Raw genomic sequence first — 11790 nt, 5'->3', positions numbered from 1 at the left:
GGGGAGACAGAAATGGAAAAAACGTATTGTCATTCCGGCGAGAAGGACCCAGAAGCGGTCTACTTAACTGTGAGAGGCTATCGAATTAAGCTGTCGCCTGAACAAATGAAACTGATTTCTGCCGTCAGAAAGTAAAAAATACATGATAAAGGCAGCCGCTTGTGCGGCTGCCTTTTTGATTTAAGAATATTTTCTTTTCCGCTGTGCGAAACGCTTTTGAAACCAATCTTTCTTATATAAAAATGCGATGATCTCCAGCCAAAAACCCGGAATCTTTTTGGGGAATATCGGTTTTTTGTAGAGTGCATGATATGCGGATTTTAAGTCGTCCCACTGCGTGCATGTTTTTGTCTGCTCAAATCTCGCAACATCAATCACCCGCACTGCTCCGGTTTCTGTCAGAATCAGATTCCGCAAATGGATATCTGACGGGTTCAGTCCGGCTGCCCGGGCGTCAGAAAGCGCTTCTTCAACCTGCTGAATCATGTCATCACTGATTGCAATGCCTTTCTTCAGACAGTTATAAAAGGTTTCACCTTTAATATATTCCATGAGAATAAATGAATCGCCAGTTTCGTAAATGTCAGGATAGAATGCGGACCCGGCTAATTTTTCATAGATCGCTGCTTCTTTGACTGCTGTCGCTTGATATTCCGGAAAAAATACTTTCAGCGCCATTTTTCGACCGCCTTCTGTTAAGGCAAACACATAGGCGCTTCTTCCCTTGCCGATTAGTGTTAATTCCTCGGATTTCTCTTTGACTTTATCAAATCTGCTGTTCTTGCGGTATATGACGGAATGGGCCAGTGCCTCTGCTTTTGTCAGCATTTCATTCACCTTCTTTGCTCTATTTTATGCAGCTGTTTATAGGAAAATCATAAACTGTTCAGGAAAAAGAGCCTAATTCTAGTGTATCTGGTCTTGAAGAAGAAGGCTACTTATAAGCATGAATTGTGATAAAAGAGACATAGAACGTTTAATTTCCATTCTTGAAAAGCGCTTACAAATGGGATAGTATTAATTTTAAATAAAGCGCTTTCGTGAATGATCAAGGGGGAAGAAGCCATGACAAAACAGATTGTGACAGGGATTATCGGTGCAGGCCGCATCGGCAAACTTCATGTTCAAAATATAAGCCGGATTCCTCACATGAAAATAAAAGCAGTCTCTGACATTCAGGCAAGCCGTATAAAAAGCTGGGCCGACAGTCATCAGATTGAATACATAACCTCTGATTATCGTGATTTATTACATGATCCTGATATTGATGCTATTTTTATTTGCTCTCCTACAGCCGTACATGCACAGATGATCAAAGAAGCAGCCGAGGCGAAAAAGCATATATTTTGTGAGAAGCCCGTTAGTTTCTCTCTGGAAGAAACGAGTGAAGCGCTTGCGGCTGTCCGGAAACACGGGGTAACACTTCAAGTCGGATTTAACCGCCGCTTTGATCCTCATTTTAAGAAAATCAAAACGATTGTTGAAAATGGTGAAATTGGTACACCTCATTTATTAAAAATCACGTCCCGTGACCCAGAACCCCCGAATATAGATTATGTCCGTACGTCAGGCGGATTGTTTATGGATATGTCGATCCATGATTTTGATATGGCCAGATATATTATGGGAAGCGAAGTGACGGAAGTGTATGCCAAAGGGGCGGCTTTGGTGAATCCTTCTTTTGCGGAACTGGGTGATATTGATACAGCTGTTATTACACTGACTTTTGAAAACGGTGCCATGGCTGTGATTGATAACAGCCGCCAAGCTGTGTACGGATATGACCAGCGGGTTGAGGTTTTCGGGACGAAAGGCTCTGCAGCGGCTGACAATAGCAGGCCGACAACGGTTGAGGTGTCAACAGCTGATTTTGTGATGAAGGATAAACCGCATTTCTTTTTCCTTGAACGCTATAAGGATTCATATGAGGAGGAGATTCTCCGTTTTGCAGAAGCGATCGGCACAAACCAGGAGACTCCCTGCACCGGCAATGACGGTTTACAGGCCGGAAGGATCGCCAGAGCAGCACAGCAATCGCTTGCTTTTGGCATGCCTGTCAGCATTGAGCACACTGAAAAAATCGCTTTTTAATCTAACAGGATTACAATTCAGCAAGCTTGGGTATATACTCCATTGATACTTTAAGTAGGCGGTGGAGAAAATGAATACAGTACATGCTAAAGGAAATGTTTTGAACAAAATCGGAATTCCTTCTCACATGGTTTGGGGTTATATTGGCGTTGTCATCTTTATGGTTGGAGACGGCCTCGAACAAGGCTGGCTGTCTCCTTTTCTCGTTGATCATGGTCTCAGTATGCAGCAATCCGCATCGTTATTTACCATGTACGGCATTGCTGTCACCATCTCAGCTTGGCTTTCAGGAACGTTTGTCCAAACTTGGGGGCCGAGAAAAACGATGACTGTCGGATTGCTTGCATTTATCCTCGGTTCGGCCGCTTTTATCGGCTGGGCGATTCCTCATATGTATTATCCGGCTCTCTTGGGCAGCTATGCTCTTAGAGGCTTGGGATATCCGCTGTTTGCATACTCTTTTCTCGTATGGGTGTCATACAGCACCTCTCAAAATATTCTTGGAAAAGCCGTCGGCTGGTTTTGGTTTATGTTTACGTGCGGCCTTAACGTACTCGGCCCGTTCTATTCCAGCTATGCAGTTCCAGCCTTTGGAGAAATCAATACGCTTTGGAGCGCTTTACTGTTTGTGGCGGCAGGCGGAATTCTTGCCTTATTTTTTAACAAAGATAAATTTACTCCGATACAAAAACAAGATCAGCCGAAATGGAAAGAATTGTCGAAGGCATTTACAATTATGTTTGAAAACCCTAAGGTAGGCATCGGCGGAGTGGTCAAGACGATTAATGCGATAGGACAATTTGGATTTGCCATCTTTCTTCCTACTTATTTAGCACGATACGGGTATTCGGTTTCGGAATGGCTGCAAATATGGGGGACGCTGTTTTTTGTGAATATTGTGTTTAATATCATTTTCGGTGCAGTCGGAGATAAACTTGGCTGGCGCAATACGGTCATGTGGTTTGGCGGTGTCGGATGCGGTATTTTTACGCTGGCGCTGTATTACACGCCTCAGCTGATCGGGCATCAGTATTGGGTGCTCATGATTATCGCCTGCTGCTACGGCGCGGCTTTAGCAGGGTACGTCCCATTAAGCGCGCTTTTGCCGACGCTTGCACCTGATAATAAAGGTGCTGCCATGTCAGTGTTGAATTTGGGATCTGGTTTATGTGCGTTTATCGCGCCGGGCATCGTGAGTCTTTTCATTGGGCCGCTCGGTGCAGGCGGCGTGATTTGGATCTTTGCGGCATTGTATTTTTTCAGTGCCTTTCTGACGCGATTCTTGACAATTTCTGAGCAAAGCACAGATGTGTATACGGAGGAACGGTTTGTCAGGGAAAATGTGCAGACAAATTTTGATAAAACGGTTAAGCAGTAGCCTCTTTGGTCAAACTAATCATAAACGTGTGCAAAGAGGTGTAGAGGGTGAAACGATTCAGCACGGCGTATCTTTTGCTGGGCATTCTTTGCTCAGCGGCAGTATTTTTAATAGGAGCTCCTTCCCGCGCACTTGGCGCGGAAGTGGAGCACTATGAGCCGCTGCAGGTGCATGTGCAGCTTGAAAAGGTGTATTTGGACGGCGATGTCAGCATTGAGCATAAGCATGAAAAAGTGTTTTCTATGGATGATTTTTGGGCAGCTTATGCCGGATGGACGCTTGTGGAACAAAAAAAGGGATATGTGCTCTTTCGGAAGCAAATGGACGATATTTCTCCGCTCAGCAAGGTCAACGGGTATATCGGTGTATCGGATAATGGAGTGATTTCCACTTTTCATGGGCGGCCTGAGCCAGCTTCCGAACCAATTCAGTCTTTTTTTCAAATTGATTTAGAAAGGCTGGAAAGCCATATGCAAAAAAATCTGCTGAAAGGCATTCCATTTCGGACAAAAGCGGAGTTTGAGGATGTCATCGAACATATGAAGACATACAGCGGGTAACGTCCGCTGATTGAAGACATGAATTCATGTCTTTTTTTTCGTGAAAGAATGAGAGAGAAGCGAACATATGTTAACTTTTCTATAAGACTTTGGCTGTTTTTATGGTACAATGAAGAACAGTCAAAGAGGTGAATTTGCGTGATTGAATTTGTTAAAGGGACGATTGATTATGTATCTCCCCAATATATTGTCATAGAGAACGGCGGCATCGGCTATCAGATTTTCACGCCGAATCCGTTCATATATAAGGAGAGAAGCCAAGAAACGATTTTTACATACCATCATATCAGAGAGGATGCTTTTTCGCTTTACGGTTTTTCAACAAGAGAGGAGAAGGCGCTCTTTACAAAGCTGTTAAACGTGACCGGAATTGGCCCGAAAGGAGCACTTGCCATCTTGGGCTCGGGTGATCCCGGAGCGGTCATCCAAGCAATTGAAGATGAGGATGAAGCTTTTTTGGTCAAGTTTCCTGGAGTAGGAAAGAAAACCGCACGCCAGATTATTCTAGATTTAAAAGGAAAGCTGGCAGATGTTGTGCCTGAAATGATTGAAAATCTGTTTAATCATGAAGAAAGGCTTGAAAAGCAAACAGCGGAAACGGCTCTTGAAGAAGCACTTGAAGCCCTCAGGGTTCTCGGATATGCTGAAAAAGAAATCAAAAAGGTGCTTCCTCACCTTAAAGAAGAAATTGGGCTGACAACAGACCAATATGTGAAAAAAGCATTACAAAAACTATTAAAGTAAGGTGATGTTCATGGATGAACGGCTCGTCTCAAGTGAAGCAGACAACCATGAATCAGTGATAGAGCAAAGCCTGAGGCCGCAAAATCTGGCACAGTATATCGGACAGCATAAGGTAAAAGAAAATTTGCGCGTGTTTATAGATGCGGCGAAAATGAGACAGGAGACGCTGGATCATGTTCTTCTGTACGGGCCGCCCGGACTCGGAAAAACAACGCTTGCTTCGATTGTTGCTAATGAAATGGGAGTGGAATTGCGGACGACATCAGGGCCTGCGATTGAAAGGCCTGGTGATTTGGCTGCTATATTAACGGCGCTGGAACCGGGAGATGTATTATTTATTGATGAAATACATAGGCTGCACAGATCGATCGAAGAGGTGCTTTATCCTGCAATGGAAGACTTTTGCCTGGACATTGTGATTGGCAAAGGCCCATCTGCCCGCTCGGTTCGGCTCGACCTTCCGCCTTTTACGCTGGTGGGAGCCACGACGAGGGTGGGGCTTTTGACGGCTCCTTTAAGAGACAGATTCGGCGTCATGTCTCGCCTTGAGTACTATACACAAGAAGAACTGGCGGATATTGTCACAAGAACCGCTGATGTATTCGAGGTTGAGATTGATAAACCGTCGGCTCTTGAAATTGCAAGAAGATCGAGAGGGACGCCCCGCGTGGCGAACCGCCTGCTGAGAAGGGTGCGCGATTTCGCCCAAGTGCTGGGTGACAGCAGGATTACGGAAGACATTTCTAAGAATGCGCTGGAGCGGCTTCAGGTTGACCGCCTCGGTTTGGATCATATTGATCATAAGCTGCTGATGGGCATGATCGAAAAATTCAACGGCGGCCCAGTAGGCCTTGATACGATTTCAGCTACCATCGGCGAGGAATCGCATACGATTGAAGACGTATATGAACCATATCTGCTGCAAATTGGATTTATACAAAGAACGCCGCGTGGAAGGATCGTGACACCGGCCGTTTATCATCATTTCCAAATGGAGGCTCCCCGATATGACTGAATTTCCTAAGATCATTATGATTCTTGGTGCTGTTTTGCTTATTATCGGAGCAGTTTTGCATTTTGTCGGCAAGATGCCGGGAGATATTTTTGTGAAAAAAGGAAATGTCACGTTTTTCTTCCCGGTTGTCACTTGTATTATTATAAGTGTGGTATTATCAATTTTGCTCAATCTTTTTGGCAGAATGAAATAACAAAAGACTAGAATAAAGGTGAAATCATCATGAAAGTCGATTTATTTGATTTTGAACTACCAGAACGTTTAATTGCACAAGTACCGTTGGAGCAGCGTGATGCTTCAAGGCTGATGGTGCTCGATAAACATACAGGAGAGCTTACTGACAGCTCGTTTAAACACATTATCAGCTTCTTTAACGAAGGCGATTGTCTAGTCCTGAACAATACCCGGGTACTGCCTGCGCGGTTATTCGGCACAAAAGAGGATACCGGCGCGAAAGTGGAACTTCTTTTGTTGAAACAGGAAGCCGGTGATAAATGGGAAACACTTGCCAAACCGGCGAAACGGGTGAAAAAAGGAACTGTTGTCACATTTGGAGACGGAAGATTGAAGGCAATCTGCACGGAAGAGCTTGAGCATGGCGGCAGAAAGATGGAATTTCAATATGACGGTATTTTCTACGAGGTGCTTGAATCCCTTGGAGAGATGCCGCTCCCTCCATATATCAAAGAACAGCTTGATGACAAAGAGCGCTACCAGACAGTGTATTCAAAAGAAATCGGCTCTGCTGCTGCGCCTACAGCTGGCCTTCACTTCACGGAAGAAATCTTACAGCAGCTGAAAGACAAAGGCGTGCAAATTGAGTTCATCACACTGCACGTAGGCCTTGGAACGTTTCGCCCTGTGAGTGCCGATGAAGTGGAAGAGCATAATATGCATGCAGAGTTTTATCAAATGTCAGAAGAAACGGCTGCAGCCTTAAACAAAGTAAGAGAAAATGGCGGCCGGATCATTTCTGTCGGCACGACCTCGACACGCACGCTTGAGACGATTGCCGGGGAACATGACGGGCAATTTAAAGCATCAAGCGGCTGGACATCTATTTTTATTTATCCGGGCTATGAATTTAAAGCCATTGACGGAATGATTACAAACTTCCATTTGCCGAAATCGTCATTGATTATGCTGGTCAGCGCGCTTGCTGGAAGAGAAAACATTCTGCGTGCCTATAACCATGCAGTGGAAGAGGAATACCGTTTCTTCAGCTTCGGAGACGCGATGCTGATTATATAATTTGAGAACAGGAGGCCTCATCAAAAGTGGCTGAACAACCAATACGCTATGAATTTATAAAAGAATGCAAACAAACAGGAGCGCGGCTGGGCAAAGTGCATACGCCTCACGGCTCCTTCGAAACGCCGGTTTTTATGCCGGTCGGCACACTGGCGACAGTCAAAACAATGTCGCCTGAAGAGCTGAAAGCAATGGATGCAGGCATCATTTTGAGCAACACTTATCATCTATGGCTTCGTCCGGGCCAAGACATTGTCAAAGAAGCGGGCGGGCTCCATAAATTTATGAACTGGGACCGCGCAATTTTAACAGATTCAGGCGGTTTTCAGGTCTTTTCTTTAAGCAAGTTTCGTAATATAGAGGAAGAGGGTGTCCATTTCCGCAATCATCTAAATGGAGACAAGCTGTTTTTATCTCCGGAAAAAGCGATGGAGATCCAAAACGCACTCGGCTCTGATATTATGATGGCGTTTGACGAATGCCCGCCATACCCGGCGGAGTACGACTACATGAAGAGGTCAGTTGAACGGACAAGCCGCTGGGCGGAACGCTGCCTGAATGCCCACAATCGTCAGGATGAACAAGGGCTGTTTGGTATTGTACAAGGTGGAGAATATGAAGATCTGCGGACACAAAGTGCGAAGGACTTGATTTCCCTTGATTTTCCGGGATATGCTATAGGCGGATTGTCTGTAGGTGAACCGAAGGATGTCATGAACCGTGTACTCGAATTCACAACACCGCTCTTGCCGAAGGATAAACCGAGATATTTGATGGGAGTAGGTTCTCCGGACGCCCTGATCGACGGAGCGATCCGCGGGGTCGATATGTTTGACTGTGTGCTGCCTACACGGATTGCAAGAAACGGCACAGTGTTTACTGCTGAAGGACGACTCAATATGAAAAATGCGAAATTTGAAAGAGACTTCCGTCCGATTGATGAAGAGTGTGATTGCTATACATGTAAAAACTACAATCGCGCGTACATTAGGCACTTGATTCGCTGCAATGAAACATTCGGCCTTCGATTAACAACTTACCATAACCTTCATTTTCTGTTACACTTAATGGAGCAGGTAAGACAGGCTATTCGCGAGGATCGTCTGGGTGATTTCAGAGAAGAGTTCTTTGAGCGTTACGGCTATAACAAGCCAAATGCGAAAAGCTTCTAAATAAACATAACAGGCTTACGGAAAGGGGTGAAAATGATGACTGGCACTTTAGGTACATTGGTTCCTATTATTTTAATGTTTGCGGTCCTTTACTTCTTGCTGATTCGTCCTCAGCAAAAGCAGCAAAAGGCTGTACGCCAAATGCAAGAGGAACTGAAAAAAGGCGATTCAGTAGTGACAATCGGGGGATTGCACGGTACTGTTGACTCTATCGATGAAAGCAAAGTCGTAATTAAGACTGGTGATAACACACGTCTTACGTTCGACCGCCGCGCGATCAGAGAAGTTTCTGCTGCTGAATAACAGCAGGAGCTATACATAGCAAACAAAAAAGAGCGGGCAAGTGAGCCCGCTCTTTTTTATGTGGAAGACCTGTTTCCCCTCATGTTCACGCCGAAAATCCCGCCCAGCATGCACACCCCTAAAAATCCCAGATGGAAGATCAGCTGTTCTGCTGTAAATGTCTTTCCGAATCCTAAATACTGAAACAATAAGATAATCAGAGAAAAACTTATGGCAGTCAATGCTCCAATCATCCAGCCTCTTTCCTTGCCTTTCCCGCCTGAAATGAACCCGCCGATAAATAAAGAGAGAAATGAGGTAGCTGTGATCAGCCAGTTAAATGATGATTCTTCCAGCGAGGTTGCGGTCAATAAAAGTGAAACCGCCAAACTTGTCAGGAGCATGGCTGCAAATATGGCGATTAAGCCGTAAAGAATGCCTTTTCCAACTTGTTTCGTCTCCTCCATGATTGTCTCCTTTCTGCCTGTATTAAAAGGCTTCTGTTCTTTTTGCACAAAGCCGTCAGACATGCTGATGGCTCGTCTTTGTAAAAATGTATTCCCTTATCCCATGAATTAGACGTAAAAGCTTTGTGAAATGCAATCGGTTTTTCTTACATAAATTGATCATTTTGTTGCAACCTATAATGAGTTGGAGGTGCATGATGGAAGAGCTTCTCACTATTGCGTTTCGCACAGTCGTATTGTATTTTGTGATATTGATCATTTTTCGTCTCATGGGCAAGCGGGAGATCGGAGAGCTTAGTATATTAGATCTCGTTGTCTTTATCATGATGGCTGAAATTGCCGTTTTAGCCATAGAAAACGTAGACGATCATCTATTTCATACCATTTTGCCAATGCTTGTATTAATGATCATTCAAGTGACTTTGGCATACTTTTCTTTAAAAAACCGAAAAATCCGCCAGCTTCTTGACGGTAAGCCGACCATAATTATCAAATATGGAAAAATTGACGAAGAAGCCATGAAATCACAGCGATATAATTTTGATGATTTAATGGTTCAGCTCAGAGAAAATAGCGTCGACAGAGTAGCTGACGTATCATTTGCCATATTAGAGCCGTCGGGCAAACTGACTATTGTAAAGAAAGAAAATAGCGGAGAGCATCGGCAGCTCGAAATGCCGCTCATTATAGACGGCTTCATTCAAACAGAAAACTTGTCCAGAATCAGTAAAGATAAAAAATGGCTGCTTGAAAATTTGCAAAAACACGGATACACCAACCCTTCAGATATTTCATTTTGCTCGTTTACAGACGGAGAAATATATATTGATGAAAAAGATGGGCACCGCACGTGACCATTATCGGATGATCAACCGTCCGATAATGGGAATGCGGCGAAGCTCATCTTTTTTAATTAAACGGAAAACGAGCAGGAGGATCATATAAATGGCGGCGCTCGCCGCAATCCATCCGGCTAGATTGACAGCCTCAGATGCTCCAAAGCTTATATATTGTTTGATGGCGGAGCTGATGAATCCGCAAATTACAATAACAGCGAAGCTGAGCGCGTACTCCTTGATTTTGATGCTGATCGGCAGCACTTTGCTTACGGTTGCTGCGTGTAATAGCGTGACGAGCACCATGCCTGTCACAATGGCTAATGCCGCGCCCATAATGCCAAGAGAAGGCCTTGTGGCAAGGACAAAAATAAGGCCTGTTTTGACAAGCGCTCCGATTAAGCTGTTCATCATCGCAGATCCTGCCAAATTAAGCGCCTGCAGCACAGCTTGAAGCGGGCCTTGGAAATAATAAAGCAGAAAAAACGGGGCCATCACTTTTATAAATACAGCTGCGCCTGAGGAACCGTACATCACTCTCATCAGCTCATCCGCAAATACAAATAAAATAACAACTGAAATGCCTCCGCTGAGCAGACAGAGACGCATCGCCTGTTCCAAGCGGTATTCCACCACCCGCAATTTTTTCTGCTCCATTCCTTCACTGATCGCAGGAACAAGCGCGGTCGACAAAGAATATGTAATAAAGCTGGGCAGAGTCAGCAGCGTCATGGCAAAGCCTGTCAGTTCCCCGTATTGCTTTGTTGCGGCAACTGTTGCCACACCGGCGATGGCAAGGCTTTGAGCGACGACGATTGGCTCGAAAAACCAAGAGAGGTTTCCGATAAAGCGGCTCCCGGTTGTTGGAAGGGACACGCTCATTAATTGGGTAAAGGTTTGTTTTCCGTTTTTAATTGACTGGAAAAAATGCTTTCTGATTTTAATTGTCTTTTTATACTTAAAGCAAACGAATAAATAAAGAAGTGATGCCAGCTCCCCTGCCACTGAGGATAGCATTGCCCCCGCTGCAGCATATTCAATTCCGTAAGGGAGAAAAATCGTTGTGCAGACAGCCACGAGTGAAATGCGGACAACCTGTTCAAGGACTTGTGACATAGCAAGCGGGTTCATATTCTGTTTTCCTTGAAAGTATCCCCTCAGCACACTCGATATAGCAATAATCGGCACAACCGGCGTAATAGCCAAGAGCGGATACAGTGTTCGCTTATCTGTCAGCATCGTTTCAGCCATAACCGGGGCGAAAAACAGAAACAGCGGTGTAAAAATGAGGCTGAGCACTCCCGTGATGGTCAGAGACATGACTAAAATATTTTTCGTTTTTTGATGATCTCCGCGCGCACTGGCTTCAGCGACTAGCTTGCTGATCGCGACCGGCAGACCGAATTGAGTTAATGTAGTGGCCAAGAAGAAGGTAGGCGCCGCCATCATGTAAAGCCCGACTCCTTCTTCACCGATAAAACGGGCGATAACCACCCGGTTGACAAACCCGAGCATTCTTGTAACCATTCCTGCTGCGATAAGGATAAGAGTGCCCTTTAAAAACGTCTGTTTCGCCATTTTTACCCCCTGCCTTCTCAAACTACCTGGAATCATATACAATAAAGATATGCGTATATATCGTCCAAGCATGACAAGTCTTCTTGAAAAACAATAAAAAAGGAGCGTGGAATTCGTGGAGAAGCATCCAGCCGATCTATATAAAGACCACGTCAGGCCGTTTCTTTACAGCAAACTGGAAGAGTTTAAGATTCTCGGGTATGATGATGTTGAACTCGAAAGTTTGTGGTCATACTTAACAGATAAGAAGTGGAAAAAGAAAACGGAACTGAGCATTTATGAACTGGCGAGTGATATTTTATCAGTGAAAATTGGCGAATTTATGAACTATGCAACCGTTGAGTCATTTAAAACGTCTAATTGGCTGGGCAGTGAAGAGGGCCAGGAAGCATTGGAAGAACTGCTGAGATAGCAGG

The 11790-nt window shown here is 44.7% G+C and carries 15 protein-coding genes; 12 read left to right on the top strand and 3 right to left on the bottom strand.

The genetic code is table 11. The features are described from left to right. Positions 1–12 precede the first annotated feature (12 nt). Positions 13–135 (top strand): hypothetical protein, encoded by a 123-nt coding sequence (locus ACFVP7_RS15375; protein WP_003229707.1) that lies wholly within the window; start codon positions 13–15, stop codon positions 133–135. 45 nt (positions 136–180) lie between these two features. On the opposite strand, the gene ACFVP7_RS15370 is transcribed toward ACFVP7_RS15375, so the two are convergent. Then, the gene (locus ACFVP7_RS15370) at positions 181–828 is read right to left on the bottom strand and encodes a phosphotransferase (protein WP_338730640.1); all 648 of its coding nucleotides are present in this window, start codon (positions 826–828) and stop codon (positions 181–183) included. A gap of 237 nt (positions 829–1065) precedes the next feature. On the opposite strand from ACFVP7_RS15370, the gene iolG reads away from it, so the two are divergent. The 9 genes from iolG (at position 1066) to yajC (ending at position 8514) form a co-directional block, all read left to right on the top strand. After that, a complete protein-coding gene (gene iolG, locus ACFVP7_RS15365; RefSeq protein WP_338730639.1) occupies positions 1066–2091 on the top strand; it encodes an inositol 2-dehydrogenase in 1026 nt (341 codons plus the stop codon). A gap of 70 nt (positions 2092–2161) precedes the next feature. Beyond that, positions 2162–3469: an MFS transporter gene (locus tag ACFVP7_RS15360; protein WP_003246197.1), complete on the top strand. Its 1308-nt coding sequence runs from the start codon at positions 2162–2164 to the stop codon at positions 3467–3469. A gap of 47 nt (positions 3470–3516) precedes the next feature. Continuing rightward, on the top strand, positions 3517–4029 hold the full coding sequence (gene bofC / locus ACFVP7_RS15355; RefSeq protein ID WP_003229715.1) for a sporulation cell-cell signaling protein BofC: 513 nt from the start codon (positions 3517–3519) through the stop codon (positions 4027–4029). A 138-nt stretch (positions 4030–4167) separates the two neighbouring features. Next, positions 4168–4773: a Holliday junction branch migration protein RuvA gene (gene ruvA / locus ACFVP7_RS15350; protein WP_014477531.1), complete on the top strand. Its 606-nt coding sequence runs from the start codon at positions 4168–4170 to the stop codon at positions 4771–4773. A 10-nt stretch (positions 4774–4783) separates the two neighbouring features. Beyond that, positions 4784–5788: a Holliday junction branch migration DNA helicase RuvB gene (ruvB, locus tag ACFVP7_RS15345; protein WP_046381239.1), complete on the top strand. Its 1005-nt coding sequence runs from the start codon at positions 4784–4786 to the stop codon at positions 5786–5788. Further along, positions 5781–5981: a DUF2905 domain-containing protein gene (locus ACFVP7_RS15340; protein ID WP_003222669.1), complete on the top strand. Its 201-nt coding sequence runs from the start codon at positions 5781–5783 to the stop codon at positions 5979–5981. Before ruvB ends, ACFVP7_RS15340 begins: the two co-directional genes overlap by 8 nt. Before the next feature lie 29 nt (positions 5982–6010). Then, the gene (gene queA, locus ACFVP7_RS15335) at positions 6011–7039 is read left to right on the top strand and encodes a tRNA preQ1(34) S-adenosylmethionine ribosyltransferase-isomerase QueA (RefSeq protein ID WP_106073630.1); all 1029 of its coding nucleotides are present in this window, start codon (positions 6011–6013) and stop codon (positions 7037–7039) included. A gap of 26 nt (positions 7040–7065) precedes the next feature. After that, positions 7066–8211, top strand: coding sequence for a tRNA guanosine(34) transglycosylase Tgt (gene tgt, locus ACFVP7_RS15330; RefSeq protein WP_338730638.1), 1146 nt, complete (start codon positions 7066–7068; stop codon positions 8209–8211). 36 nt (positions 8212–8247) lie between these two features. Then, positions 8248–8514: a preprotein translocase subunit YajC gene (yajC, locus tag ACFVP7_RS15325; RefSeq protein ID WP_004398708.1), complete on the top strand. Its 267-nt coding sequence runs from the start codon at positions 8248–8250 to the stop codon at positions 8512–8514. A 56-nt stretch (positions 8515–8570) separates the two neighbouring features. Here the strand turns inward: yajC and ACFVP7_RS15320 are convergent, their stop codons facing one another. Then, positions 8571–8960 carry a TIGR04086 family membrane protein gene (locus tag ACFVP7_RS15320; protein WP_338730637.1) on the bottom strand — a complete coding sequence of 130 codons (390 nt, stop codon included), beginning with the start codon at positions 8958–8960 and terminating at the stop codon, positions 8571–8573. A 197-nt stretch (positions 8961–9157) separates the two neighbouring features. Here ACFVP7_RS15320 and ACFVP7_RS15315 point away from each other — a divergent pair, with 197 nt between their 5' ends. Next, positions 9158–9814: a DUF421 domain-containing protein gene (locus tag ACFVP7_RS15315; protein WP_338730636.1), complete on the top strand. Its 657-nt coding sequence runs from the start codon at positions 9158–9160 to the stop codon at positions 9812–9814. 3 nt (positions 9815–9817) lie between these two features. On the opposite strand, the gene spoVB is transcribed toward ACFVP7_RS15315, so the two are convergent. Then, a complete protein-coding gene (spoVB, locus tag ACFVP7_RS15310; RefSeq protein WP_338730635.1) occupies positions 9818–11374 on the bottom strand; it encodes a stage V sporulation protein B in 1557 nt (518 codons plus the stop codon). A gap of 115 nt (positions 11375–11489) precedes the next feature. On the opposite strand from spoVB, the gene comN reads away from it, so the two are divergent. After that, positions 11490–11786 (top strand): post-transcriptional regulator ComN, encoded by a 297-nt coding sequence (gene comN / locus ACFVP7_RS15305; RefSeq protein ID WP_004398498.1) that lies wholly within the window; start codon positions 11490–11492, stop codon positions 11784–11786. Positions 11787–11790: the final 4 nt, after the last annotated feature.

It is taken from the genome of Bacillus sp. SG20033 (assembly GCF_044570195.1).
Classification (GTDB): Bacteria; Bacillota; Bacilli; order Bacillales; family Bacillaceae; genus Bacillus; species Bacillus subtilis.
This window is presented reverse-complemented; position numbering and strand designations above follow the sequence as displayed.

What these genes read in the sequence shown, in the direction of transcription:
- ACFVP7_RS15375 (WP_003229707.1), top strand. Translation starts at nt 13, where the DNA reads ATGGAAAAAACGTATTGTCATTCCGGCGAGAAGGACCCAGAAGCGGTC.
- ACFVP7_RS15370 (WP_338730640.1), bottom strand. Translation starts at nt 828, where the DNA reads ATGCTGACAAAAGCAGAGGCACTGGCCCATTCCGTCATATACCGCAAG.
- iolG (WP_338730639.1), top strand. Translation starts at nt 1,066, where the DNA reads ATGACAAAACAGATTGTGACAGGGATTATCGGTGCAGGCCGCATCGGC.
- ACFVP7_RS15360 (WP_003246197.1), top strand. Translation starts at nt 2,162, where the DNA reads ATGAATACAGTACATGCTAAAGGAAATGTTTTGAACAAAATCGGAATT.
- ruvB (WP_046381239.1), top strand. Translation starts at nt 4,784, where the DNA reads ATGGATGAACGGCTCGTCTCAAGTGAAGCAGACAACCATGAATCAGTG.
- ACFVP7_RS15340 (WP_003222669.1), top strand. Translation starts at nt 5,781, where the DNA reads ATGACTGAATTTCCTAAGATCATTATGATTCTTGGTGCTGTTTTGCTT.
- queA (WP_106073630.1), top strand. Translation starts at nt 6,011, where the DNA reads ATGAAAGTCGATTTATTTGATTTTGAACTACCAGAACGTTTAATTGCA.
- yajC (WP_004398708.1), top strand. Translation starts at nt 8,248, where the DNA reads ATGACTGGCACTTTAGGTACATTGGTTCCTATTATTTTAATGTTTGCG.
- ACFVP7_RS15320 (WP_338730637.1), bottom strand. Translation starts at nt 8,960, where the DNA reads ATGGAGGAGACGAAACAAGTTGGAAAAGGCATTCTTTACGGCTTAATC.
- ACFVP7_RS15315 (WP_338730636.1), top strand. Translation starts at nt 9,158, where the DNA reads ATGGAAGAGCTTCTCACTATTGCGTTTCGCACAGTCGTATTGTATTTT.
- spoVB (WP_338730635.1), bottom strand. Translation starts at nt 11,374, where the DNA reads ATGGCGAAACAGACGTTTTTAAAGGGCACTCTTATCCTTATCGCAGCA.